Origin of the sequence: Paraburkholderia sp. Ac-20347 (genome assembly GCF_017104805.1) — a bacterium.
Classification (GTDB): Bacteria; Pseudomonadota; Gammaproteobacteria; order Burkholderiales; family Burkholderiaceae; genus Paraburkholderia; species Paraburkholderia tropica.
In genome coordinates this window covers 14771-38725 of sequence record NZ_JAAGPN010000064.1, presented here as the reverse complement: position 1 = coordinate 38725, position 23955 = coordinate 14771, and the positions used below count along the sequence as shown (strand labels likewise).

24 protein-coding genes and 2 tRNA genes are annotated in these 23955 nt (G+C 66.4%); 11 read left to right on the top strand and 15 right to left on the bottom strand.

Features of this window, described 5'->3' with window-relative positions; all coding sequences use genetic code 11:
- From G3N97_RS15030 to fdxA, 7 genes are all read right to left on the bottom strand, one after another.
- The coding region (locus G3N97_RS15030; RefSeq protein WP_205993971.1) for an AraC family ligand binding domain-containing protein at nt 1–607 on the bottom strand (607 nt) is incomplete at its 3' end.
- A gap of 44 nt (nt 608–651) precedes the next feature.
- Entirely contained in the window at nt 652–1140 is a 489-nt protein-coding gene (locus tag G3N97_RS15025) for a CreA family protein (protein ID WP_205993970.1), read from the bottom strand.
- Nucleotides 1141–1185: 45 nt separating this feature from the next.
- Nucleotides 1186–1479, bottom strand: coding sequence for a type II toxin-antitoxin system RelE/ParE family toxin (locus G3N97_RS15020; protein WP_205993969.1), 294 nt, complete (start codon nt 1477–1479; stop codon nt 1186–1188).
- Nucleotides 1467–1739 (bottom strand): CopG family ribbon-helix-helix protein, encoded by a 273-nt coding sequence (locus G3N97_RS15015; RefSeq protein WP_205993968.1) that lies wholly within the window; start codon nt 1737–1739, stop codon nt 1467–1469. Before G3N97_RS15015 ends, G3N97_RS15020 begins: the two co-directional genes overlap by 13 nt.
- A 176-nt stretch (nt 1740–1915) precedes the next feature.
- Nucleotides 1916–1991, bottom strand: a tRNA-Asn gene (locus tag G3N97_RS15010).
- 83 nt (nt 1992–2074) lie between these two features.
- Nucleotides 2075–2150, bottom strand: a tRNA-Asn gene (locus tag G3N97_RS15005).
- A gap of 184 nt (nt 2151–2334) precedes the next feature.
- On the bottom strand, nt 2335–2658 hold the full coding sequence (fdxA, locus tag G3N97_RS15000) for a ferredoxin FdxA (RefSeq protein ID WP_205993967.1): 324 nt from the start codon (nt 2656–2658) through the stop codon (nt 2335–2337).
- Nucleotides 2659–3035: 377 nt separating this feature from the next.
- On the opposite strand from fdxA, the gene pncB reads away from it, so the two are divergent.
- From pncB to rmuC, 5 genes are all read left to right on the top strand, one after another.
- The gene (pncB, locus tag G3N97_RS14995; protein ID WP_205993966.1) at nt 3036–4238 is read left to right on the top strand and encodes a nicotinate phosphoribosyltransferase; all 1203 of its coding nucleotides are present in this window, start codon (nt 3036–3038) and stop codon (nt 4236–4238) included.
- A 139-nt stretch (nt 4239–4377) separates the two neighbouring features.
- A complete protein-coding gene (locus tag G3N97_RS14990) occupies nt 4378–5040 on the top strand; it encodes a lactate utilization protein C (RefSeq protein ID WP_205993965.1) in 663 nt (220 codons plus the stop codon).
- A gap of 64 nt (nt 5041–5104) precedes the next feature.
- Complete coding sequence (locus G3N97_RS14985) at nt 5105–6493, top strand: sodium:proton antiporter (RefSeq protein WP_241030592.1); 1389 nt, start codon at nt 5105–5107, stop codon at nt 6491–6493.
- Between the two features lie 161 nt (nt 6494–6654).
- Nucleotides 6655–7644 (top strand): D-glycerate dehydrogenase, encoded by a 990-nt coding sequence (locus G3N97_RS14980; RefSeq protein ID WP_205993963.1) that lies wholly within the window; start codon nt 6655–6657, stop codon nt 7642–7644.
- Complete coding sequence (gene rmuC, locus G3N97_RS14975) at nt 7641–9143, top strand: DNA recombination protein RmuC (RefSeq protein WP_241030590.1); 1503 nt, start codon at nt 7641–7643, stop codon at nt 9141–9143. Before G3N97_RS14980 ends, rmuC begins: the two co-directional genes overlap by 4 nt.
- Nucleotides 9144–9239: 96 nt before the next feature.
- Here rmuC and G3N97_RS14970 read toward each other — a convergent pair whose 3' ends face one another.
- The 6 genes from G3N97_RS14970 to G3N97_RS14945 all read right to left on the bottom strand — a co-directional run bounded on the left by G3N97_RS14970 (nt 9240) and on the right by G3N97_RS14945 (nt 16888).
- On the bottom strand, nt 9240–9722 hold the full coding sequence (locus G3N97_RS14970; protein ID WP_205993962.1) for a GNAT family N-acetyltransferase: 483 nt from the start codon (nt 9720–9722) through the stop codon (nt 9240–9242).
- Nucleotides 9722–9997, bottom strand: coding sequence for a hypothetical protein (locus tag G3N97_RS14965; protein ID WP_065061294.1), 276 nt, complete (start codon nt 9995–9997; stop codon nt 9722–9724). The genes G3N97_RS14970 and G3N97_RS14965 overlap by 1 nt, the downstream gene beginning before the upstream one ends.
- A gap of 64 nt (nt 9998–10061) precedes the next feature.
- Entirely contained in the window at nt 10062–11384 is a 1323-nt protein-coding gene (gene glp, locus G3N97_RS14960) for a gephyrin-like molybdotransferase Glp (protein WP_205993961.1), read from the bottom strand.
- A 107-nt stretch (nt 11385–11491) separates the two neighbouring features.
- Nucleotides 11492–12139: a molybdenum cofactor guanylyltransferase MobA gene (gene mobA, locus G3N97_RS14955; protein WP_205993960.1), complete on the bottom strand. Its 648-nt coding sequence runs from the start codon at nt 12137–12139 to the stop codon at nt 11492–11494.
- 7 nt (nt 12140–12146) lie between these two features.
- Entirely contained in the window at nt 12147–13259 is a 1113-nt protein-coding gene (moaA, locus tag G3N97_RS14950) for a GTP 3',8-cyclase MoaA (RefSeq protein ID WP_205993959.1), read from the bottom strand.
- A gap of 221 nt (nt 13260–13480) precedes the next feature.
- A complete protein-coding gene (locus G3N97_RS14945) occupies nt 13481–16888 on the bottom strand; it encodes an Rne/Rng family ribonuclease (protein WP_205993958.1) in 3408 nt (1135 codons plus the stop codon).
- Between the two features lie 854 nt (nt 16889–17742).
- Here G3N97_RS14945 and G3N97_RS14940 point away from each other — a divergent pair.
- The 4 genes from G3N97_RS14940 (at nt 17743) to G3N97_RS14925 (ending at nt 20972) form a co-directional block, all read left to right on the top strand.
- The gene (locus tag G3N97_RS14940) at nt 17743–18774 is read left to right on the top strand and encodes an RluA family pseudouridine synthase (RefSeq protein ID WP_074983844.1); all 1032 of its coding nucleotides are present in this window, start codon (nt 17743–17745) and stop codon (nt 18772–18774) included.
- Between the two features lie 90 nt (nt 18775–18864).
- Nucleotides 18865–19524, top strand: coding sequence for an HAD-IIIA family hydrolase (locus G3N97_RS14935; RefSeq protein WP_205993957.1), 660 nt, complete (start codon nt 18865–18867; stop codon nt 19522–19524).
- On the top strand, nt 19521–19925 hold the full coding sequence (locus G3N97_RS14930) for a Rieske 2Fe-2S domain-containing protein (protein WP_205993956.1): 405 nt from the start codon (nt 19521–19523) through the stop codon (nt 19923–19925). The genes G3N97_RS14935 and G3N97_RS14930 overlap by 4 nt, the downstream gene beginning before the upstream one ends.
- Before the next feature lie 39 nt (nt 19926–19964).
- Entirely contained in the window at nt 19965–20972 is a 1008-nt protein-coding gene (locus tag G3N97_RS14925; protein WP_124260879.1) for a S49 family peptidase, read from the top strand.
- A 98-nt stretch (nt 20973–21070) separates the two neighbouring features.
- Here the strand turns inward: G3N97_RS14925 and G3N97_RS14920 are convergent, their stop codons facing one another.
- A complete protein-coding gene (locus G3N97_RS14920; protein WP_065061303.1) occupies nt 21071–21808 on the bottom strand; it encodes an SAM-dependent methyltransferase in 738 nt (245 codons plus the stop codon).
- Entirely contained in the window at nt 21805–22455 is a 651-nt protein-coding gene (locus tag G3N97_RS14915; protein ID WP_205993954.1) for a Maf-like protein, read from the bottom strand. Before G3N97_RS14915 ends, G3N97_RS14920 begins: the two co-directional genes overlap by 4 nt.
- A 382-nt stretch (nt 22456–22837) precedes the next feature.
- Between G3N97_RS14915 and G3N97_RS14910 the strand changes: the two genes are divergently transcribed.
- Complete coding sequence (locus G3N97_RS14910) at nt 22838–23497, top strand: DUF177 domain-containing protein (RefSeq protein WP_065061305.1); 660 nt, start codon at nt 22838–22840, stop codon at nt 23495–23497.
- Nucleotides 23498–23630: 133 nt separating this feature from the next.
- Nucleotides 23631–23810, top strand: coding sequence for a 50S ribosomal protein L32 (gene rpmF / locus G3N97_RS14905; protein ID WP_018441573.1), 180 nt, complete (start codon nt 23631–23633; stop codon nt 23808–23810).
- The last annotated feature ends 145 nt before the right edge of the window (nt 23811–23955 follow it).

The following is a 23955-nucleotide window of genomic DNA, read 5'->3' as shown; positions in this document are numbered from 1 at the left end:
CGACGCGCGGGTCGTTGCCGTGCGGCCCGATCGGCGCTTCGCGGGTGCGGGCGTGGCGCGTGAGCAAGGTCGCGAGCGCGTCGAGCAACGCGTCTTCGACGGCGAGCAGGTCGGGCTCGGGCAGGGCGAGCGCGCTGGCGTTGTCGCCGGGCGCGGTGCGGGCTTCCGGATCGGCGCGACGCGCATCGGCATCGGCTTCGAGCAGACGATGCGCGTACGAGAGCCGCTGCGCGAGATCGGGATCGCGGATCACATCGGCGCCGAACCACGGCAGCGATTGCGCGCGGCCCGCGATCTCCGCCGCGAGACCGTGCAGATAATCGACCGGTACGTAGATCACGCGATAACGCCAGCCTTCGTCGACGGCGCGCGAGCCGGTATGCACCTCTCCCGGATTGATGACCGGCACCGTGCCGGTTTCCGCCACATGATGCGCGCCGCGATAGCGGAAGCACTCCGCGCCGTCCTCGATCACGGGCACCGTGTACGCCTCGTGCCAGTGCGGCGAGAACGTGTGATCGTGATATTCGGCCGTCAGCAGATCCCCGCCGGGCAGCAGCGGTGAGCGCCAGTAACGGGCGGAATCGCGAAAACGGGGAAGGTTCATGGGGACGGCGGCCAGTCGGCTTTCAGGCGGCGTGAAAGTCCAGTTTAGCGCACCGGGATGGTCGTGCCGGCGGGCATCGGCACGGCGGTCACGCTGTTCTTCGCGCTGCCGCTCACGACGCGGTCGCTATAAGTCAGATAGACGAGCGCATTGCGCTTCGTATCGACCACGCGCACCACATGTAGCGTCTTGAAGAGAAACGACATGCGCTCGTTGAACACGTCGGCCTGCTGCTTGAGCGGCGCGCCGAAGCTGATCGGGCCGACCTGACGGCAGGCGATCGACGCTTCGGTGGGATCTTCGGCGATGCCGAGCGTGCCCTTCACGCCGCCGGTGCGCGCACGCGACACGTAGCAGGTGACGCCGCTCACGGCGGGGTCGTCGTAGGCCTCGACGACGACCTTGTCGGAACCGGTCATGCGGAAGTTGGTGTTCACGCTGCCGATCTGTTCGGCGTGCGCGATGCCCGATGCGCAGGCGAGCGCGGCGGTGAATGCGGCGGACAGCGTCGGGGCAAGGCGGATCGATTTCATGCGGATTCCCGGGAGTGACGAGGTGTCATTATCGGGCAGGGCGCGCTAGTAACCGAGTTCCCGTTGATGGCGGAAGGCCAGGACGTAGATGGTGTCGTCGCCGGGAGGGTGCAGATAGAGCGCGACGTAGCCCGTATCGCCGAATGGAATGACCAGTTCGCGAAGTCCGGGTGTGGCCTCGATTGGCCGGCCAATCGCCGGTGTGGCTTCGAGCGCCCGGAAATGTTGATCGATGACTTGCGCGGCGCGCCGCGAGGCTTCGGGTGTTTTTCGAGACAGAAACCGCCGACAGCGCTCCAATCCTTCAATGGCGCGCTGAGTGACGATCAGTCGTGGCATTCCGGCGCGGGGTGCTCGTCATCCGTGCCCCAGTCGCCCAGCCACGCGCGCACCTCGTCGCCATTCAGGTGACGGCCGGTTTGCTGATAGTGCTGCCACGACGCCAGCGCTTCCTGCGTGAATCGCTCGCGCGCTTCTTCGCGCTCGGCGTATTGCGCGATGGCTTCGCGCATCACGGCGTGCGGCGTGCGATGCTGAAGGCCCGCGATATGCTGGATGCGGTCCTTGAGTTCGTCGTCGAGCTTGATGGAAATGGACATGAGGCGTGCCCCGTTAGCGGGTATTACCTGTCGATACTACACCAGTTGACTGGCGGGCATCGCGGTCAGTCGGGTGAGCGTTTGATGTCGCAAAAGGGAGGGGGCGCGTCATGCGCCAACCAGCGCACGCCCAAAAGAAAAAAGCCGTTGCGCAAAAACGCAACGGCTTCATATTTTGGCTCCCCGACCTGGGCTCGAACCAGGGACCTACGGATTAACAGTCCGGCGCTCTACCGACTGAGCTATCGGGGAACAGCAGTACAACTACAACTTTTTAACTTCATGAAAAAGCCCGTCATGCGCGGTGTTCAACACGAACGGGCTTTTGCGAATCTTGGCTCCCCGACCTGGGCTCGAACCAGGGACCTACGGATTAACAGTCCGGCGCTCTACCGACTGAGCTATCGGGGATCAACAAAAGCAGAGAACGAGATTCTATGGGGCCTGGCGGAGTCTGTCAACACCTTGTCGTCATCTTTTTAAAACAATCCTCCTTCAAAAGGATTGTTCGACGGATTGTCCGTCCTCGAGTGACGTGGTGACGTGTGGACAAACGGACGCGGCGGCGCGGCCCCGAACCGCCGCGGAACGCGGCTTAGCGCTCGAGCAGCGCGAGCTTGTCCTTGATGTCCTTGAATTCCTCGGCTTCCGGCAGGGCAGGCTTGGTCTTCGTGATGCTCGGCCAGTTCTTGGCGAGATCGGCGTTCAGCGAGATGAAGTCCTGCTGGTCGCCAGGTACGTCTTCTTCGGCGTAAATGGCGTTTACCGGGCACTCAGCCACGCACACGGCGCAGTCGATGCACTCGTCCGGGTCGATCGCGAGGAAGTTGGGACCTTCGCGAAAGCAGTCCACCGGGCACACATCGACGCAGTCGGTATAGCGGCACTTGATGCAGCTTTCGGTCACAACGTGGGTCATTCAGGCAGCTCCTGCAAGCTTTTGTATTGGGGATGGCGCTGGATTCACGCGCGCCAAAAGCGGTATTGTAACTGAATGGGAATTTCCCTATCCACACCACCAGCGCGCCTTTTATATCGTTTCGTGATTAGTTTATGCGGTGCCGCCTTGGCCCGCGCAAACGCAAAAGGCGCGCGGGCGGCGGTCGATTTTTTGCGCAATATCCCTGCGCGCGCCACGGACGTGCAAGCAAGCCCGCGTCCGAATGCCGCATTCGGGTAACATGAGCGCACCGCTGATGCCCGCCGTCCGACGGCGTCGCCGCAAGCCTCAAAAGGCGCGGCGGCGGCTCGGAAAACGAGGCGTGCATCCTCCGATTGCAGTCCGGCTAGTCAATCATGGTCATTACTTCGCTGCTCGATACCGATCTGTACAAATTCACGATGATGCAGGTGGTGCTGCATCATTTCCCCGCGGCCAACGTCGAATATCGCTTCCGCTGCCGCACGCCGGATGTCGATCTCGTGCCGTACGTCGACGAAATCCGCAGTGAAATTTCCAAGCTCTGCCGCCTGCGTTTTGCCGATCCCGAGCTCGAGTATCTGCGCAAGATGCGCTTCGTGAAGGGTGATTTCGTCGACTTCCTCGCGCTGTTCCATCTGAACGAGAAGTACATCTCCGTTACGCCGTCGCCGAAGAACAACGGCGAAATCGACATCGAGATCAAGGGGCCGTGGCTGCACACGATCCTCTTCGAGATCCCGGTGCTCGCGATCGTCAACGAGGTGTATTTCCGCAACACGCAGCATCATCCGCAATACGAAGAGGGCCGCGAGCGCCTGCGCCGCAAGATCGAGCTGCTCGGCGCGAAGCCCGAGTTCGCCGACTGCAAGATCGCCGATTACGGCACGCGCCGCCGCTTCTCGAAGCGCTGGCACGAAGAGGTGATCCTCACGCTCAAGGAAGATCTCGGCGAGCAGTTCACGGGCACGAGCAACGTCTACTACGCGATGAAGCACAACCTCACGCCGCTCGGCACGATGGCGCACGAGTATCTGCAGGCGTGCCAGGCGCTCGGACCGCGTCTGCGCGATTCGCAGATCTACGGCTTCGAGATGTGGGCGAAGGAGTATCGCGGCGACCTCGGCATCGCGTTGTCGGACGTGTACGGCATGCAGGCTTTCCTGCGCGACTTCGACATGTACTTCTGCAAGCTCTTCGACGGCGCGCGCCACGATTCGGGTGATCCGTTCGAGTGGGGCGAGCGCCTGCTCAAGCACTACGAGGACAACCGCGTCGACGCCCGCACGAAGACCATGATCTTCTCGGACGCGCTCGACATTCCCAAGGTGCTGCGTCTGTACGAGCGCTTCAAGGACCGTTGCCGTCTCGCGTTCGGCGTGGGCACGAATCTCACCAACGACCTCGGCTATCAGCCGCTGCAGATCGTCATCAAGATGGTTCGCTGCAATGGTCAGCCGGTCGCCAAGCTGTCCGATTCGCCGGGCAAGAACATGTGCGACGACAAGGCCTATCTCGCGTATCTGCGTCAGGTGTTCGGCATCGAGCAGCCGACCGAAGTGGAGTGCGCGGGCAAGTAAGTTCGCGCACGCAGCACGCACGCAGCACGTAAGCGACACGCGGGCGGCACGCGCTTCATGCGCGGCTTTGCGCGCCGGAATACGAGCGACGCGCCGGTATAATCGGCGCGTCGCTTTTCTTCTTTTGACGAGGACGCACATGGACACCACGGCCGCCCGCCGCAGCATGCTCGCGCGCATCCGCGCCGCCCAGGGTCGCGATGCAACGCCCGCCGCGCACGAGCGGGAGGCCGTCGCCGACTATCTCGCGCGGCATCCGCAAGGGCCGCGTCCGCCGATGGAAGGTGACCTCGTCGCGCGCTTCGTCGCCGAGGCGAAGAAGATGGCGTCCACGGTCGAGGAAGTCGCGCAGCTCGCCGACGTGCCCGCCGCCGCGGCGCGCTATCTCGCCTCGCTCCAGTTGCCCACGCAGGCCGTCGCCTGGGACACGCTCGAATCGTTCGACTGGGCGTCGGCGGGCCTCACGGTCGCGTTTCGCAAACCCGAAGATCGCGATCTCGTCGGGCTCACGGGCTGCTTTTGCGCCACCGCCGAAACCGGCACGCTGGTGTTGCTGTCGGGTCCGCAAACCTGGGCGTCGGGCGCGTTGCTGCCCGAAACGCATATCGCCGTCGTGCCCGCTTCGCGCATCGTCGCGGGTCACGAGGACGCCTTCGCGCTCATGCGCGCCGAACGCGGCGAGCTGCCGCGCGCGGTCAATTTCGTCTCGGGGCCGTCGCGCACCGGCGACATCGAACAGACCATCGTCCTCGGTGCTCACGGGCCGTATCGCGTGCACGTGATCGTCGTGCAGGGGGCGTGACGCGTTGACGGATAGCGGCGCGGCACGCAGCACGAAGCGGATACTTGCGCAGTCGCTCGCGGCGCTGCTCGCGTGCGGCGCGAGCACGGCGCACGCGTCGAGTGGCGTCGACGGCGCAACGCTCTCCGCGACCTGGGGCCTGCCGTTCGCCTGCATGCTGCTCTCGATCGCGCTGTTCCCGATGTTCGCGGCCACGTTCTGGCATCGCCATTTCGGCAAGATTTCGGCGGCGTGGGCGCTCGCGTTTCTCGTGCCGTTCGCGGCGTCGCACGGCGTTGGCGTCACGGTTCCGCTCTTTCTGCATGCGCTCGTCGACGAATACGTGCCGTTCATCGTGCTGCTCGGCGCGCTCTATACGATCGCGGGCGGCATCTGCGTGTACGGAAATCTGCACGGCTCGCCGCGCACCAATACCGCGATCCTCGCGCTCGGCACCGTGCTCGCGAGCGTGATGGGCACGACCGGCGCGGCCATGCTGCTGATCCGCCCGCTGCTGCGCGCCAACGACAATCGCCGCCACAACACGCACGTGGTCGTGTTCTTCATCTTCCTCGTGGCGAACGCGGGCGGCTCGCTCACGCCGCTCGGCGATCCGCCGCTGTTCCTCGGTTTTCTCAACGGCGTCGGCTTCTTCTGGACCGCGCAACATCTCGCGCTGCCGATGCTGTTCGTCTGCGGCGTGCTGCTCGTCGCGTTTTTTCTGCTCGATACGTGGCTGTTCCGAAGCGCCGGCGAAGCGCGCGCGCCGTTCCTCGATCCGACGCCCGATACCGGACGGCTCGGCATCGGCGGCAAGGCCAACTTCGCGCTGCTCGCGGGCGTGATCGCGCTCGTGCTGATGAGCGGGCTCTGGAAGCCGGGTATCGGCGTCGAGCTGGCGGGCGCGCGCATCGAACTGCAAAACGCCGTGCGCGATGCCGGACTGATCGTGCTGGCGATCGTGTCGTATGTGTTCACGTCGCGGCAGGCGCGTGTCGACAACGGTTTCGACTGGGCGCCGATTGCCGAAGTGGCGAAGCTGTTCGCGGGCATCTTCGTGACGATCACGCCGGTGATCGCGATGCTGCGCGCGGGCGAGGCGGGTGCGTTCGCCTCGCTGATCGCCTTCGTGAACGATGCGCCGGGCCGCCCGAACGACGCGCTGTATTTCTGGGCGACGGGATTGTTGTCGTCGTTTCTCGACAACGCGCCCACCTATCTCGTGTTCTTCAATCTCGCGGGCGGCGACGCGCAGGCGCTCATGACAGGCGGCGCGAAAACGCTCGCTGCGATCTCGGCGGGCGCCGTGTGGATGGGCGCGGTGACCTATATCGGGAACGCGCCGAACTTCATGGTGAAGGCGATCGCGCAGCAGCGCGGCGTGCGCATGCCGGGCTTCTTCGGCTATCTTGGCTGGTCGAGCGTGGTGCTCACGCCTGTGTTCGCGGCCGCGACCTGGCTCTTTTTCGCCTGATTCGTCTGATACCTGATACGCGCGCGGATCTGGCGGATTAGCTGGATTAGCCATTCGGCCGACTATGCCGATGCGCGCCCGCGCGGGACAATGCGGAACACTAACGCCCGGGCCGCCCCCGGCGGGCTTCCGGATCAACCTCAGCAGTGTGGAGAGTAACGATGCAAAAGATTCTCGTGGCGCGCCCGATCTTTCCGGACGTGATCGACCGTCTCAAGCAGTATTTCGACGTCGACTGGAACAACGGCGAAACGCTGGGCGCCGAAGCGCTCAAGGCGCGTCTCGCCGACAAGGACGGCGCGATCACGATGGGCGACCCCGTCGACGCCTCGACCTTCGCCGCCGCGCCGCGTCTGCGCGTGGTCTCGAACATGGCCGTGGGCTACAACAATTTCGACATGGCCGCGTTCAACGCCGCGAACGTGCTCGGCACCAACACGCCCGACGTGCTCAACGAAACCACCGCCGACTTCGGCTGGGCGCTGATGATGGCCGCCGCGCGCCGCGTGACCGAATCGGAGCATTACCTGCGCGCGGGCAAGTGGCAGAAGTGGTCGTTCGACATGTTTCTCGGCGCGGACATCCACGGCGCGACGCTCGGCGTGATCGGCATGGGCCGGATCGGCCAGGCGCTCGCGCGCCGCGCGCGTGGCTTCAACATGCGCGTGATCTATCACAACCGTTCGCGCGTCGCGCCCGAGATCGAGCGTGAGCTGAACGCGGAATACCGCTCGAAGGAAGATCTGCTCAAAGAGGCCGATCACGTCGTGCTGGTGCTGCCGTACACGCCGGAAAACCATCACACGATCGGCGCGGCCGAACTCGCGCTCATGAAGCCCACGGCCACGCTCACCAACATCGCGCGCGGCGGCATCGTCGACGACGCGGCGCTGGCGCAGGCGCTGCGCGAGCGCCGCATCGCCTCCGCGGGTCTCGACGTGTTCGAGGGCGAGCCGAGCGTCCATCCGGCGCTGCTCGAAGTCGATAACGTCGTGCTCACGCCGCACATCGCGAGCGCGAGCGAGGCCACGCGCCGCGCGATGGCCAATCTCGCCGCCGACAATCTGATCGCCGGTCTGGGTCAAGGCCCGCGAGCGGGCCAGCCGCCCAATGCGATCAATCCGGCCGTGATCGGGAAAGCGCGCGCATGAGTGCTGAGTCGTTGATGGCGCTGGCGTTGGCGGCGCTCGTCGTGCTGGCGGTGGCGCTTGCGTTCGCCGTGATCGTGCTGCTGCGCGCGCGTGGCGGCGCACACGACGAAGCCGCGCTCGACGCGCTCGATCAACTGAGCGACCGTCTCGCGGCATCGACCGACACGCAGGCGCGCGCGGCCGAACGCATCGAGCGCGAGTTGCGCAATGAGATCGCGCGCACGGCGCAGGCTTCGCGCAGCGAATTCGGTGGTGGTTTCGCGCAGGTGCAACAGGCGCTCGCGGCGCATCTCACGAGCATCGCGACCGTGCAGAACGGCCAGATCGACGGCTTCGCGCAGCAGCTCGTCAAGCTCACCGAGAGCAACGCCCAGCAGCTCGACGCCGTGCGCCAGAGTCTGCACGTGCAGGCGCAGCAGGCGCGCGAGGAGCAGTCCACGGCGCTGCGGCACTTCGGCACCGTGCTCGGTCAGCAGCTCGCGCAACTGACTGAAGCGAACGACCGGCGTTTCGCCGAAGTGCGCGCGACGCTCGAACAGCGTCTCAAGGACATCGAGGCGAACAATGCGGCGAAGCTCGAAGAAATGCGCCGCACCGTCGACGAAAAGCTGCACGCCACGCTCGAACAGCGTCTCGGCGAATCGTTCAAGCTGGTCTCGGACCGGCTGGAGCAGGTGCATCGCGGCCTCGGCGAAATGCAGACGCTGGCTGCGGGCGTGGGCGATCTGAAGAAGGTGCTCACGAACGTGAAAACGCGCGGCACGTGGGGCGAGGTGCAGCTCGAAGCGCTCCTGGAGCAGATGCTCACGCCCGACCAGTTCGCGAAGAACGTGGCGACCGTGCCGGGCAGCAACGAGCGCGTGGAGTTTGCGATCCGTCTGCCGGGCAAGGGCATCAAGCCGGGTGCGCCGGACAGCGCGCCGGTCTGGCTGCCCGTCGACGCGAAGTTTCCGCGCGAGGACTACGAGCGCCTCATCGACGCCCAGGAGCGCGCCGATCTCGCGGGCATCGAGGAAGCGGGGCGCGCGCTCGAAACGCGCGTGCGCGCCGAGGCTCGCACCATCGCCGAGAAATACGTTGCGCCGCCGCACACGACCGACTTCGCGCTGCTGTTTTTGCCGACCGAAGGGCTGTACGCGGAAATCCTGCGTCGCCCCGGTTTGACCGATGTGCTGCAGCGCGACTTCCGCGTGACTGTCGCCGGGCCGACCACGCTCACGGCGCTGCTCAACAGTCTGCAGATGGGCTTTCGCACGCTCGCTATCGAGCAACGGTCGAGCGAGGTGTGGCAGGTGCTGGGCGCGGTGAAGACCGAGTTCGGCAAGTTCGGCGACGTGCTCGCGCGCACGAAGACGCAACTGGAAACGGTCACGCGCTCGATCGAGGCCGCCGAAGTGCGCACGCGCGCAATGAATCGCAAGCTGCGCGACGTGGAGGCCTTGCCGGGCGAAGAGGCGTCGAATCTGCTCGGCGACGCGCTGCCTGGCGTGGAAGAGTAGAGCCCGCGGTATTCCTGCGCCCCTATGAAAAACGGGCCGTCCGCAGCGTTGCGGACGGCCCGTTTTTTATGTGACTTGCGTCGTGAGACGCGTGCTTCAGCCTGGCACGGCGAGCTTGTCGAGCGCGTCGCCCGTCACGCGCACCACGCGCCAGTCGGGGAAGACCGTCGCGCCCATCTTCTCGTAGAAGCGGATGGCCGGCTCGTTCCAGTCGAGCACGCTCCACTCGAAGCGCGCGCACTGGCGCTCCACGGCGATGGCCGCGAGCTTGCGCAGCATCGCGGTGCCCAGACCCGTGCCGCGCTGCGTCGGCTCGATATAGAGGTCTTCGAGATAGAGACCGCGGCGGCCCAGAAACGTCGAATAGTTGTGGAAGAACAGCGCGTAGCCGACGATCTTGCCGGCGTCGTCGGCGACCAGGGCTTCGGCGGCCGGATGTGCGCCGAACAGCGCGTCGGCCAGCAGTTCCGGCGTGCCGGTGAACAGGTGCGTGAGCTTCTCGAATTCCGCGAGCTGGTACATGAGCGCGTGCATGGCGCTCGCGTCGCTGGCCGTGGCCGCGCGGATCGTGGCCGCCATTACGCTTCCTCGGGTACGTCGGAGAGATGGATCTCGATGCCGCCGAAGCGCGAAGCCACCCAGTTGTAGAGATGACAGGCGATCCACAGCAGCACGAAGCCGACGATCGCATTGAGGATCAGCGCGCTGAACACGGTGCCGAGTTCGAAGGTGCCGTAGCGGAAGAAGGCGACCACCGCGACGAGCAGCACGATCGGCACGCTGAACGTGAGGTAGACGAGGATGAGCGCTTTGGCGGTTTGCCCCGCGGCGATGAACGAGATCTGTTTTTTCATGGAAGTCGGTCCGTAGGTCGAATGGACGTAGCGTGTACAGGATGGCTGGAGTGGGGCGCGCGCGCTAGACGAGCCCGTCAAAGAGCATGACGTCGACGGCGTCGCCGGCGTCGAGATCGGCGGATTCGTGCGCGAGCACGATGAAGCAGTTGGCTTCGCTCATCGTGCTGAGCGCGCCGGAGCTTTGCGAGCCGGTGGGCGTGACGCGCCACTGGCCGCGCGCGTCGCGTTCGGCGACGCCGCGCTGGAATTCGGTGCGGCCGGCGCGCTTTTTGATCGGCGCTTCGCAGCGCGCGGGAATCAGCGGCACGGGCTGCGGCGTCGCGCCCGACATGGCGATCAGGGCGGGGCGCACGATCTGGTAGAAGCTGACCATGGTCGCGACCGGGTTGCCGGGCAGGCCGAACAGCAGCGCCGGGCGACCCGCGCCTGGATGGCCGCCGGACCAGATGCGGCCGAACGCGAGCGGGCGGCCGGGGCGCATGGCGAGGCCCCAGAACGTGACGTCGCCGAGCGTTTGCAGTTGGGTGCGCGTGAAATCGGCTTCGCCGACCGAGACGCCGCCCGAGGTGAGCACGACGTCGGCGCTCGCGGCGGCCTGCTTGAGCGTGGCGGCGAGCGCGTCGGGCTCGTCGCGCACCATGCCGAGATCGATGGCCTCGACATTCAGGCGGCGCAGCATCGCGCCGAGCGTGTAGCGGTTGCTGTCGTAGATGCAGCCGGCATCGAGCGGCTCGCCGGGCGAGCGCAGTTCGTCGCCGGTCGAAAAGAAGGCCACGCGCAGGCGTCGTTTCACTTCGACTTCGACGAGACCCAGCGAGGCGAGCAAGCCGATGTCGGAGGCGCGCAGCTCGCGGCCCGCGCGCAGCGCCACGCCGCCACGCGCGAGGTCTTCGCCCCGGCGGCGGCGGTTCGCGCCGGGTGCGCTGTCGCGCACGCTGAAGCGGATCGACGCGGATTCACCGGACTGGTCGAGCTGCACGCGTTCCTGTGGCACGACGGTGTCGCAGCCGGCGGGCATCGGCGCGCCGGTCATGATGCGCACGCATGCGCCGCGCGCCACGTCGCCCAGGTAGGGATGGCCCGCGAACGCCTTGCCGGCGATCGTCAGTGTGAGCGCGCCGTCTTGTGCGGACTCCGTGAGCGCCGCGCTGTCGAACGCGTAACCGTCCATCGCCGAGTTGTCGTGCGCGGGCACGTCGATCGGCGAGACCACGTCCACGGCCAGCACGCGCGCGAGCGCTTCGCGCAGCGGCACGCGTTCGCTCCCGGCCAGCGGCGTCACCCACTGCAGCACGATGGCTTGAGCGGCGCTGACGGGCAAGGCTTGAGGATCGAACTGGCTGAGGCTCGCGGCGCTACCGGAGAAAGTGTTAAGCGTGGTCATCGAGTGGAGAAGCGTCGCATCCGCACAATGGGTGCGGCGATCGTCCTGGGAGGCGGGCCAGGTGGGCCGGCGGCTGGCGGCGCGCGGCGGATGTCCGGTTGCGCACGTCAGGCACGGTCGAGGTCGGCGAGTTCCTGAAAGGAATTGATATTGTAAAACGCACGCTCGTCGGCAAAGGCGACTTCGGCCGCCCTGTGGCGCGCGTACCACGCACGCACCTTGCGCTCGCCCGCCTCCAGAAAGGCCGCGAGGTCGTCGGCGAGCGAGACGTGCACGAGCGCGAAGACGGGATGCAGCGAGACTTCGCCCGCCGCGTCGGTCGTGGTCGCGGTGGCGATCGGCACGCCTTGCGCACGCGCGGCATCGGCGAGACGCACGGCGAGGTCGGCGGGCAGCCACGGCGAATCGCACGGCGCGCTCAGCAGCCATTCGGTCGTGGCTTCAGTGTCCACCGCGTTTTGCGACACGGCGCGCAGTCCCGCGAGCAAACCCGCGAGCGGACCCGGAAAATCGGCGAGCGTATCGGCGATCACGCGCGCCTGCCACGGCGCGCCCAGTTCGGCGTAAGTATTGCGGTTGCGATTGGCGCTGATCATCAGCGTGCCGACTTGCGGCGCGAGGCGCGCGAGCACGTGTGCGGCGAGCGGCTGGCCGTGCAGCATCTGCAGGCCTTTGTCGGCGCCGCCCATGCGCTGGCCGCGGCCGCCCGCGAGCACGAGGCCGGTGATCGACGAAGCGGGAAGGGGAGCGTTCATGCGCGGCTCAGCCGCCGATGTAGGACATTTCAATGCGGCGTTCTTCGCTGGGTGCGGGGGCGTCGGCGCTGCCGCGCAGTTGCGAGTAGCGGTCGCCGCGCTGCCGCCAGACCTGGGCGATCGCCGCGGCAATGCCGATATCGCTCGCGTCGCTGCGCAACAACGCGCGCAGGTCGTAGCCCATCGACGCGAACAGGCACAGGTACAGCTTGCCTTCGGTCGAGAGGCGCGCGCGCGTGCAGTCGCCGCAGAACGCGCGCGTGACGCTGGAGATCGTGCCGATCTCGCCCGCGCCGTCGGCGTAACCCCAGCGCTGGGCGGTTTCGGCGGCGCTGTGCGCGTCGAGCGGCACGAGCGGGAAGTGTTCGGCAATGCGCGCGACCACGTCGGCGGACGGCAGCACTTCGGCCATGTTCCAGCCGTTCGTGGCGCCGACGTCCATGTATTCGATGAAGCGCAGCGTCACGCCCGAGCCGCGGAAGTGGCGCGCGAGCGGGACGATTTCGCTGTCGTTGGTGCCGCGCTTGACGACCATGTTCACCTTGATCGGCGCGAGCCCGACCGCCTGCGCGGCCTCGATGCCGCCCAGCACGTCGGCGACCGAGAAGTCGGCGTCGTTCATGCGGCGAAACAAGGTGTCGTCGAGCGCGTCGAGACTCACGGTCACGCGCGTGAGACCCGCGTCGCGCAGCGCGCGCGCCTTGCGGGCCAGCAGCGAGCCGTTGGTGGTGAGCGTGAGGTCGAGCGGCGTGCCGTCGACCGTGCGCAGCGCCGCGAGCCGCTCGATCAGGAATTCGATGTTCTTGCGCAGCAGCGGCTCGCCGCCCGTGAGACGAATCTTGGTGACGCCCTGCGCGACGAATAGCCGCGCCAGGCGTTCGATTTCCTCGAGCGTGAGCAGGGCCGAGTGCGGCAGGAACGGGTAGTCCTTGTCGAACACCGCGCGCGGCATGCAGTAGACGCAGCGGAAGTTGCAGCGGTCCGTCACCGAGATGCGCAGGTCGCGCAGCGGCCGCGCCAGCGCGTCGACCACCTCGCCCGTCGGCGCGCGCACGGCGTCCGCTGCCAGCCGGGGCGGCAGCGATCGGGCGTCGGCTACGGGGATGATGCGTCGGGACATGTTGGTTTCGAACTCGCTGATTTCGCACTCGCGATAGTTCGATTTTAGCCGAAGCGCACTTTGCGCATGGACGAGGGAGAACGCTGATATATCAAAAAAAAGCCCGCCGATATGTGGCGGGCTTTTTGCTGCACTGCGATAGCCGTGCAGAGAGGAGTGTGGAGCGGGCCGGGCGGATCTTGCGAGAAACTCGTGCGATCCGCCTGGCGCCGCTCGCCGCCTTACTGCTGGCGGCCGGTTTCCACTTGCTGCATCGGCGTGCTGTCGACCGGCGGCAGCGCCTTGCGCTCGCGCGGCGCGCGCGCGGGCTTGGTCACTTGCGCGGCGGCGTCTTGCGAGGCGCGCAGCTTGTCGGCGTCGGTGTTCACCCAGACGAGGCCGGCGCTGGCCAGCATCGTGTCGAGCGATCCGGTCGCGGCGGCGCTGGCCGTCGTCACCTGAACCGGACGCTGAGCAACGGGCTCGGCGACCGGCGCGGTTTCGACCGGCGCGGCCTGAACCGGCGCTTCGACGGGGGCCTGAACCGGCGTCACGGCTGCCGGTGCGGCTTCGACCGGCGCAACGCGCGTTTCGACCGGTTCGGGCTGTGCAACGGCCGCAGCCGGCGCAATTTCCTCGGACGTCGGCGCTTCGACGCGGTCTTCACGCGGTGCCGGGACCTCGGCGGCGACGGCCGGTGCCTGAACCGGCGTTTCTGCCGGAGCGGCCACGACGACCGGAGCCGGCGCTTCAACCGGCGCGGCCGGTGCTGCGGGTTCGACGGCGACCGGAGCGATCGGAGCAACGGGAGCGACGTGCTCGACAGGCGCTGCGGGCGCGACCGGTGCGGTCGTTTCCACGGCTGCCGGCGCGACGGTTTCAACCGGCGCGGGAGCGGCTTGCGGCGCTTCCTGTGCGGCTTCCACGGCCTTCGTTTCGACAGCTTCGACAGCAGCGGCAGCCGCAGCGGCGACCGGCAGGGCGGTCACGACCGACGCTTCCGTCGTCACGGTCTGCACCGTCGTTTCCGTCTTGATCGACTCGACGGTAGCCTGTTCGGCGACCGGAGCGTCGAAACCTGCATCAACGCCTTCTTCGCCCGATGCACCGTCTTCCGACGCGCCTTCGTTCGCTACCGAGCCATCCGCATCGCGCTCGCGACGACCGCCACGGCGGCCGCGACGACGGCGGCGGCGCTCTTCACCTTGCGGCGATGCGCCATCTTCGTCGGCACCCGACTGGCTCACGCCGTCGGTGAGTGCGGCTTGAGCGGCTTCTGCGGTTTCGCTGTCAGCGCCTGCACCTGCGGCGTCGAGACGGGCTTCCTGCGCCTCGGCGGCTTCGTTCTGCTGCGAGCGGCGGCGTTCGCCACGCTCGCCGCGTTCACGGCGCTCGCCGCGTGCCGGCGTTTCGCCGGATTCGCTGCGGTCCTGACCACGTTCGACGCGTTCGATGCGCTCGCCACGGGCTTCACGCGGTTCGCGTTGCTCGCGCGGTTCACGTTGTTCGCGCGGTTCACGTTGTTCGCGCGGTTCACGTTGTTCGCGCGGCTCACGTGCCTCGCGCGGTTCGCGTGCTTCACGCGGCTCACGCGGCTCACGATTGCCACGGCCTTCGCGTGCCTCGCGCGGCTCGCGTTGTTCACGCGGCTCACGGGCTTCGCGTGCCTCACGCGGCTCGCGGCCTTCGCGTTGTTCGCGCGGTTCGCGTTCCTCGCGACGGCCCGACGTCTGACCACCGCGCGTGCCGCTCGTGCCTTCGCCACGGCCTGCCGCGTCGCGGCCGCCGGTGCGGCGGTTACGGTTGCGATCGCCCGAAGCGGCCTTGTCGCCACGCTCAGGACGGCCTTCGCGTGCCGGACGTGCGGCCTTTTCCTGCGTCTGGGCCGGCGCCGGTGCGGGAGCCGCAGCCGGTGCGCCGCCGAACAGGCGCTTGATGAAGCCGAAGAACCCGCCACCGGCCGCTGCGGCCGCAACGGGCGCGACCGCCGGAATGGCTTCCACCGTCTTCACGGGTGCGGACGGCGCCGGACGGTCCGGCGTGATGCCCTTGACCGCGGCTTCCTGCTTCGGCTTGGCTTCGGCGTTGCGCTTGCTGTAGCCGGTTTCCGATTCGAGCTCGCGAGCCGCTTCCTCGGCCAGCTTCCACGAGGCGCGCGGGTCGTCCAGACGCGTATCGTCGTGACGCAGACGCTCGAGCTTGTAGTGCGGCGTTTCGAGGTGCTTGTTCGGGATCAGCACGACGCCGACCTTGAAGCGCGACTCGATCTTGTTGATTTCCGAACGTTTTTCGTTCAGCAGGAAGGCGGTCACTTCGACCGGCACCTGGCAGTGGATCGCCGCGGTGTTTTCCTTCATCGCTTCTTCCTGGATGATGCGCAGGACCTGAAGCGCCGACGATTCCGTATCGCGGATATGACCCGTGCCGTTACAGCGCGGGCAGGTGACGTGGCTGCCTTCCGAGAGGGCCGGGCGCAGACGCTGGCGCGACAGCTCCATCAGGCCGAAGCGCGAGATCTTGCCCATCTGCACGCGTGCGCGGTCGTGGCGCAGCGCGTCTTTCAGGCGTTGCTCGACTTCGCGCTGGCTCTTGGCCGACTCCATGTCGATGAAGTCGATCACGATCAGGCCGCCCAGGTCGCGCAGACGCAGCTGGCGCGCGACTTCGTCGGCGGCTTCGAGGTTGGTGCGCGCGGCGGTTTCCTCGATGTCGGCGCCCTTGGTGGCGCGGGCCGAGTTCACGTCGATGGCGACCAGCGCTTCGGTGTGGTCGATCACGATCGCGCCGCCCGAGGGCAGCGGCACCGTGCGCGAGTACGCCGTTTCGATCTGGTGTTCGATCTGGAAGCGCGAGAAAAGCGGCACGTCGTCGTGATACCGCTTCACCTTGCTGACATTGTCCGGCATCACGATATCCATGAAGGCGCGCGCCTGGTCATAGATTTCCGTGGTGTCGATGAGGATTTCGCCGATGTCGGGCTGGAAGTAGTCGCGGATCGCGCGGATCACGAGGCTCGACTCCAGATAGATCAGCATGGGCTGACCGGTCGTGCCCGCCTGCGACGCCGCTTCGATGGCGCGCCACAGTTGCAGCAGGTAGTTCAGGTCCCACTGGAGTTCTTCGGCGGAGCGGCCGATGCCGGCCGTGCGCGCGATGATGCTCATGCCTTCCGGCAGTTGCAGCTGCGCCATGGTTTCGCGCAGTTCCTGACGGTCGTCGCCCTCGATACGGCGCGAGACGCCGCCGCCGCGCGGGTTGTTCGGCATGAGGACCAGATAGCGGCCGGCGAGCGAGATGAACGTGGTCAGGGCCGCGCCCTTGTTGCCGCGCTCTTCCTTCTCGACCTGGACGATCAGTTCCTGGCCTTCCTTGAGGGCGTCCTGGATGCGCGCACCGCGCATGTCCACGCCGTCGCGGAAGTACTGGCGGGCGACTTCCTTGAACGGCAGGAAGCCGTGGCGGTCTTCGCCGTAGTTCACGAAACACGCTTCGAGCGAGGGCTCGATGCGGGTCACGATGCCCTTGTAGATGTTGCCTTTGCGCTGTTCGCGCCCGGCGGTTTCGATGTCGATGTCGATGAGCTTCTGTCCATCGACGATGGCGACGCGCAGTTCTTCCTGCTGTGTCGCATTAAACAGCATGCGTTTCATTGAACGGCTCCAGTGCGGCTTTGCGCGCGGCTTGCGGGCGCCCGACGCTTCGACGGGCAGAATGCAAGCCGGCAGCGGCAAGCCGCGCCTTATTGTGTTGTCACAAGCACGCTGGAGCAGGAACGTTGGGGAGGAGAATTGCCTTGTGTGGGCCCGGTCCGGCGTTGTGTTGCCATGGACGGGCCGCGTGGGCACATGCGAAATACGTCTTCAACAAGCGGCCAGACATGCCGTGGAAGTGCGACGGCACGGATTTCCTGCGCTTCCGATCCGACTGCTGCGCGCGGCGGCGGCAAACTGCGCCTTGCACGATCGCAACAGAAGACAAACCGCAGCGGCGAACCGCGCGCGCTTGCGGCTGGATCAGCTTCGCGGCCTGGATATCAAAGCAGGACCGCGTATGGGAAGCCTTCAGGAACGCCCGTCTTCCCCCTCGGGGTGTCTCGCCACCTTTGACGTCGCCATGTCCCGCACATTGCCGGGACGCTTCGGGCGCTCGCCGTATTTTCGCCACCGTGGCGTGGCGTCGCGGTCACTTCGACCACGCGGCGCCGCGCCACGGATGAATTCTTTATACCAATGTTCCGTTACCGTCGGAGGCCGCGCCGACCGAACGTGCCTGTGGGCGCCGTCCCTGCCGTGCGGATTTCCGTGCGTGCAACTCGTTGCATCTCTTCTTTCGGGGTGAGCAACCCGCCCCGGGCGCAAGTAAAATAACCGTTTATCGCTTGCTGCCTGCGCGTGCAGCGCGGTTCAGGTCCGGTCGAACCTCCTTGGGTATCCATCGGATGGTTCTGGAACTTTTAGGCCGTTTGGCCTACCGTCGCGTCAGCGCTGGGCAAATTATATTCAGAATGAAAGGGTTAGGCAAAACATCCCAGAATCAGGTCGCAGCCGACCAGGTTTCGATCGTCGAAATCGACGATGGCGCCGCGGGTCAGCGGATCGATAATTTTCTTTTGCGCGTCTGCAAAGGCGTGCCGAAAAGCCACATCTATCGCATTTTGCGCAGCGGGGAAGTGCGCGTGAATAAGGGCCGGGTCGATGCGCAGTACCGGCTCGAACTCGGCGATCTCGTGCGCGTGCCGCCCATCCGCATCGCCGAAAAACCGGCGCAGGCGTCGGCGCCCGTGCCGCCCGGCCAGTTCCCGATCCTGTTCGAGGACGACGCCATGCTCGTCATCGACAAGCCGGCGGGCGTCGCCGTGCACGGCGGCAGCGGCGTGGCGTTCGGCGTGATCGAACAGTTGCGCGAGGCGCGCCCGCACAGCAAGTTTCTCGAACTCGTGCACCGGCTCGACCGGGAAACGTCCGGCGTGCTGATGCTAGCCAAGAAGCGCGCGGCGCTGGTCGGCCTGCACGAGCAGATGCGCGACAACAAGACCGACAAGCGTTACTACGCCTGCGTCCACGGCGACTGGGCGAGCGACTGGGGCCGCCGTCGCGCGGTCAAGGAGCCGCTGCACAAGTATCTGACCCCGGAAGGCGAGCGCCGCGTGCGCGTGCAGGCCGACGGCATGCCGTCGCACACGGTTTTCAATCTGGTCGAGCGCTGGCCGCACTACGCGCTGCTCGAGGCGGAACTGAAGACCGGCCGCACGCATCAGATCCGCGTGCATCTCGCGCATCTGGGCCTGCCGATCCTCGGCGACGCCAAGTACGGCGACTTCGCGCTCAACAAGGCGCTGGCGCGCACCGGCGCGAAGCCGGGCCTCAAGCGCATGTTCCTGCATGCGCACCGGCTCAAGCTCGCGCATCCGATCACGGGCGAGACGCTGCAGTTCGAAGCGCCGCTGCCGCCGGAGCTGCGCAGTTTCGTCGACGGACTGCGCGCGCAGCGCGAAGGCGCGGACGGCGAGAGCCAGGCCGCCGCGCAGCCGGAATGACGCGGGGGCGCGAAGCCGCGCCACCCGGAAGCGGAACGAAGCCGGAGAAAAAGCCGGACGAAAAAACAACAGTGTTTGGAGAAGGACCGTATGGCTCGACAGCAATTTGACCTGATTGTGTTCGACTGGGACGGCACGTTGATGGATTCGACGGCCCACATTACGCGCAGCATCCAGGCGGCCTGCCGCGACCTCGGCTTGCCCGTGCCCGGCGACGAGGCGGCCAGCTACGTGATCGGCCTCGGCCTGCGCGAGGCGTTGCAGATCGCCGCGCCCACGCTGGCGCCCGCCGACTATCCGCGCCTCGTGGAGCGGTATCGCGTGCACTATCTGCTCAAGGATCAGGAGACGGAGCTGTTCGCGGGTGTGCGCGAGATGCTCACGGAGCTGCGCGACACCGGCTATCTGCTCGCGGTGGCCACCGGCAAGAGCCGCGTGGGCCTGAACCGCGCGCTCGCCGAGGCGCGCCTCACGAGCCTGTTCGACGGCACGCGCTGCGCCGACGAAACGTTCTCGAAGCCGCATCCGGCCATGCTTCAGGAACTGACGCGCGAATTGGGGCAGGATCTCGGCCGCACGGTCATGATCGGCGACACGACGCACGACCTGCAGATGGCGGCCAACGCCGGCGCGGCGGGCGTGGGCGTGGCGTATGGCGCGCACGCGTCGACCTCGCTCGAAGCGCTCGCGCCCCAATACATCGCCGCCGATGTGCCGGCGCTCGCGGCGTGGCTGAGGGAGCACGCATGAGCGTGCCTGCGAACGAGGCGGGGCTCGCGGCGGTCCGCGTCTGCGCGGCCGGTGAACTCGCTGACGGCGGCGCCGGCAAGCGCCTCGACGCGACCTACGCGGGCGGTCCGGCCGTGGTGTTCTTCGTGCGCTTCGGCGGCGAGGTCTACGGCTATCTGAACCGCTGCGCGCACGTGCCGATGGAGCTCGACTGGGTCGAAGGGCAGTTTTTCGAGTCGTCGGGGCTCTATCTGATGTGCGCCACGCACGGCGCGATCTACGAACCCGAGACGGGCAAGTGCGTCGGTGGGCCGTGCCGTGGCGGGCGGCTGCGCCCGGTTCGCGTCGAGGAACGCGACACGCCCGAAGGCCGTGCGGTATTCTGGCTGCCGGACGCCGATCTGAGTCCGACCCCTTTGTGATCCTTCGCTGATTCTCTTTCGCTGATTCTCACCGCACGCATGTCAGATAATCCGACCCCTGATCAGAACGAGCCGGAGCGCCCGATGCACTCCGGCAAATCCGAAGCCGGCAAGACCGGCTGGGAGCGTGACGCGCTCGAACGCATCGCCATGGCGGCGATCGTGGAGCAGCGCGCGGCGCGGCGCTGGAAAATCTTCTTCCGCTTCGCGTTTCTGGCGGTCTTCCTGCTGATCGCCTGGGCACTGCTCGACTTCTCGGGCGCGCGCGTGGAGGGCGGCGGCAAGCACACCGCGCTCGTTTCGCTGGACGGCGAGATCTCGTCCGATACCGCCGCGAACGCCGAAGATATCAACAACGCGCTCGACAGCGCCTTCGACGACGACGGCACGGCCGGCGTGATCCTGCACATCGACAGCCCCGGCGGCTCGCCCGTGCAGGCGGGCATCATCAACGACGAAATCCACCGTTTGCGCGCCAAATATCCGGCTATTCCGCTTTACGTGGTGGTCGGCGACATGTGCGCATCGGGCGGTTATTACGTCGCGGCGGCCGCCGACAAGATCTACGTGAACAAGGCGAGCATCGTCGGCTCGATCGGCGTGCTGATGGACGGCTTTGGCTTCACGGGCCTGATGGACAAGCTCGGCGTCGAACGCCGTCTGCGCACTTCGGGCGAGAACAAGGGCTTTTTCGATCCGTTCTCGCCGGATACGCCGAAGATGGACGCGCACGCGCAGGCGATGCTCGACCAGATCCACCAGCAGTTCATCGACGCCGTGAAGGCCGGGCGCGGTTCGCGTCTGAAAGACACGCCGGATATCTTCTCGGGCCTGTTCTGGACCGGCCAGAAGAGCGTCGAGCTCGGTCTCGCGGACGGTTACGGCGACACCGACTACGTGGCGCGCGAGGTGATCAAGGCGCCCGACGTGGTCGACTACACGGTCAAGCAGAGCATTTCCGACCGCGTGGCGAAGCGCTTTGGCGCGAGCGTCGGCTCGTCGGCGATGCAGTCGCTGATTTCGGGCGCGAAGATGTCCTTGCGCTAAGCGCTCGGCGCAGTTCGCAAAAAACGGCCGCTGGCGATTGCGCAGCGGCCGTTTTCTTTTGGGGCGCTATGGCGCTATGTCGTGAGAACGCGCCCGGATCAGTTCGCCAGCATCAGAAAAATCGCGGGCCGCTTGTGCAGATCGGGCGTCGGCGGCTTTTTCCAGTCGGAGATCGTGCGGCTGAGGATCGTCTCGGTCGGGAGCGTGAGGTCGGCGGCCACGCACACGAGCGTGGAGGGCGCGCAGGTCGCGACCAGCGCGTCGAGCAGCGTCTTGTTGCGATAGGGCGTCTCGATGAAGATCTGCGTCTGCTTCGCCTTGCGCGAGGTCTGTTCGAGTTCGCGCAGCTTCTTGATGCGCTCGTTGGCGTCCACCGGCAGATAGCCGTGGAACGCGAAGCTCTGGCCGTTCAGCCCGGACGCCATCAGCGCGAGCAGGATCGAGCTCGGGCCGACCAGCGGCACGACCTTGATGCCGCGTTCGTGCGCGCGGCGCACCAGCAGCGCGCCCGGATCGGCCACGGCGGGCACGCCCGCTTCGGACACGAGCCCCGTGTCGATGCCTTTCAGCAGCGGCGCGAGCAGCTTGTCGACTTCGCCCGCGGGCGTGTTCACGTTCAGTTCGCGAATCTCGATTTCCTGGATCGGCCGCGTGGTGCCGACGCGCTTCAGGAACGCGCGCGTGCTCTTGGCGTTTTCGCCGATGTAGCTCGCGAGCGTGCCGGCGCGCTCGCGCACGGGTGCGGGCAGCACGTAGGCGAGCGCGGCTTCGTCGCCGTCGCCGAGCGTGTTGGGGATCAGATACAGCGTGCCCTTCGAGGTGCCTTGCGCGGTCATGCGTGAGTCTCCAGCAGCGGATAGCCCGCGGCCAGCAGCATGCGCGTGAGCGCGATGAGCGGCAGGCCGATCAGGGCGGTGGGATCGTCGGATTCAATGGCTTCGAGCAGCGCGATGCCGAGGCCTTCGGATTTGGCGCTGCCTGCGCAGTCGTAGGGCTGTTCGGCGCGCAGATAGGCGTCGAGCGCGGCGTCCGGCAGGTCGCGAAAGCGCACCTTCGTCACGATATCGACGCTATCCGTTTGGCCAGTAGCGGTATCGAGCAGACTGAGCGCACTATGGAACAACACTTCGCGGCCGCGCATGCTGCGCAACTGGTCGAGCGCGCGCTCATGCGTGCCGGGCTTGCCGATCTGGCGGCCGTCGAACGTCGCCACCTGATCGGAGCCGATCACAAGCGCGCGGCCCGTGGTCGCGGGCAGGGCGGCGGCCACGGCGCGCGCCTTGGCTTCGGCGAGGCGCAGCGCGGTCGCTTCGGGCGTTTCGCCGGGCTGCGGCGTTTCGTCCAGATCGGGCACGGCGGTGTCGAACGGAATGCGCAGGCGTTCGAGCAGCTCGCGGCGGTAGCGCGAGCTGGAGGCGAGGATCAGCGCGGGGCGGCCCGAGGGGCGGCCCGTCTGCGGCGCGGGCGAGGAAGGTGGCTGCATGATCGGTCGTCGGCAATTCAAAAAGGGTGGCGGCTTGCGCGGGTCGGCTGAAAAACGAGGGGCGGATGACCGCTCGCCGTCGAAAAACGCTGGCCGCACAGAGGCTTGCGGACGTGAGCCTAACTGTTTGACTCACAAAGATAAAGACGTTATGATTTTGGGCTTTTCATCGGTACGCTCTTATCTGTACGTCTGCGTGTGGGTCTTTTCCGCGCGGCGCAAATCAGCAGCGGCGCAGTAGCGCAGGTGCAGTGCAGATCGAGCACCAGAGCCCTTGGGGCTGTACCGGGCACAAGAATATTTGAAATTGAAATACGCAGGCCGGCAGCGTCTGCTTCTTTGCATCGCTTGCAGGTCGCATGTCTGAAGCAGGAGAGCGCACATGACCGAACAATCTGGTAAGCCTGCCGGCGCGGAATCGAGCAAGAGCGGCGCGCTCAATCCACGCGACCTCGATATCTTCGAATTCGCGCGTAGCGGTCGCGAAGCTGCAGGCGTGGTGCGCCTGTCTCAGCTCCCGCGCATGCTCAACGAAGTCCCGGCCGAGGCGCCCGATCGCGACAGCGCGTTCACGTGGCAAGCCGCCGGCTTCACGCAGCAGGAATTGCAGGACGACGGCACTGAAGGGCCGCAACCTTATCTGCGGCTCGCGGTCCACGGCAGTGGGTGGCTCACGTGCCAGCGTTGCCTCGCTCCCTATGAGCAGGCATTCGATGCAGATGCGATCTTCCGTATCGTCCAGACGGAAGAGGAGGCGGACGAGTTCCCGCTCGACGACGATGAAGTCGAAGTGATCGTAGGCTCACGCCAGTTCGATCTCGTCGACTTGATCGAAGAGGAGTTGTTGCTCTCGCTGCCGCTCGTGCCGAAGCACGAAGTCTGTCCGGAAATTCACGAAAGTCTCGCCTCGGGTGCCGATGGCGCGGACGGTGTGGATTCCGTCGACGACGTGCCGGAGCAGGAAATCGAGACGGAAGAGCGCGTCAACCCGTTTGCGGCGCTCGAATCGCTCAAGAAGGACGGTCCCGGCAGCAAGCATTGAGCTGAGCCGCCGGTGGCGTGCAGTATTGCGCAGTTAAATTCGTGGGCCCAGTCCCGGAGTCCGGCCATCCCCCAGGGTGGCGGCGGCCGGATCGGGCTGTGTTAGAATTCGGAAAATTTTCAGGAGTTTCATCATGGCAGTTCAACAAAACAAGAAGTCGCCGTCGAAGCGCGGCATGCACCGCTCGCACGATTTCCTCACGGGCGCGCCGCTGGCTGTCGAGCCGAGCACGGGTGAAGTGCATCTGCGTCACCACATCAGCCCGAACGGCTACTACCGCGGCAAGAAAGTCGTCAAGACCAAGAACGACTAATCGTTCCAGCGTGCGGCGCTGCGGTCCTCACGGGCTGCATGTTGCGCCGCACATGGCGATTCCGTTCGCTTGACATTTTCTCGGCACGGCATAAAAAGGCGGCATTCAACTGCCGCTTTTTTATGCCCGAAAATCCGTCGCATTC